The sequence below is a fragment of the Micromonospora sp. NPDC049240 genome (assembly GCF_040647835.1).
In the GTDB taxonomy this organism is placed as follows: Bacteria; Actinomycetota; Actinomycetes; order Mycobacteriales; family Micromonosporaceae; genus Micromonospora.
This window is the reverse complement of the sequence record NZ_JBEZCX010000059.1, coordinates 1-1,064: the sequence shown is the minus strand read 5'-3', so window position 1 is coordinate 1,064 and position 1,064 is coordinate 1. Positions and strand designations below refer to the sequence as shown.

Genomic DNA, 1,064 nt, shown 5'->3' with positions numbered 1-1,064 from the left:
GCGGCGGCCCCGTCGACACCCAATTCATCTACGGCATCTGACCACCACACCCACCACGGCGGGACCCGGACACCACCGGATCCCGCCGTGGCGGCGCGCCCGGTCGGAGTCGTGGCGGCCGGCCGGGAAGCGGAGGGCCGGCCTCAGCCGCGGCGCAGCCCGGCGACGGCCTCCCGCAGGTCGTCCTGGCCGATCGGGGCCGGCGACGCGCCCTCCGCGGCCTCCCGCAGCGCCTTGGCGAGTTGCACCCGGCGCAGCACCTCACGCAGGTCCGCGCCGGTGAGCCCGGCCGTGTCGGCGGCCAGCGCGGCCGGGTCGAGGTCGTCGGCGAACATCCGGAAACCGGGCCGCTCGTGCCGGTCGATCAGCTCGCGGATCATCTTGGTGAGGATCTCCGCGCGGCCGGTGTCGTCCGGCGCCGGAATGGCTATCTTCAGGTCGAAGCGGCCGGAGCGGATCAGCGAGGCGTCGACGCGCTGCGGAAAGTTGGTGGTGGCCACCACGATGACGTCCGGGTTCTCCTCGAACAGCGTGTTCATCTCCTGCTTGAAGATGCCGGCGACGGCGTTGACCGCCTGGCTGGCCGCGTCGCCGCCGGCACCCGCGTAGCTGATGATCGAGTCGAACTCGTCGAAGAGCATCACGGTGGGCCGGCGGTAGCGGCGGGCGTCGCGGAAGATGCGCTTGATGTTGCGCTCGGAGCCGCCGAGGTACTTGTCCAGGATCTCCGGCGTGCGGATCTCCACGAAGTCCGCGCCGACCTCGTTGGCGAGCGCCCGGGCCAGCATGGTCTTGCCGGTGCCCGGCGGGCCGTACATCAGGATGCCCTGCGGCCGGCGCGCGCCCCAGCGGGCCATCGCGGCCGGGTGCCGGAACGACACCGCCACCTCGCGGAACCGGGCGACCACGTCGACCAGGCCGCCGACCTGGTCGAGCGTCACCGTCTCGCTGCGCGGCGCGGCCACCGTCGCGCCGCGCGGCGCGGCCACCGTCGCGCCGCGCGGCGCGGCCCCCGCCGCGCCCCGCGGCGGCCCGGGCGGGGGGGGCCCCCCCCCCGCCTACCC

Annotated in this window: 1 protein-coding gene; it reads right to left on the bottom strand. The window is 75.2% G+C overall.

Annotated elements, in window-relative coordinates; genetic code table 11:
- Positions 1-143: 143 nt before the first annotated feature.
- Complete coding sequence (locus AB0B02_RS31875; protein WP_357306827.1) at positions 144-989, bottom strand: ATP-binding protein; 846 nt, start codon at positions 987-989, stop codon at positions 144-146.
- Between the last annotated feature and the right edge of the window lie 75 nt (positions 990-1,064).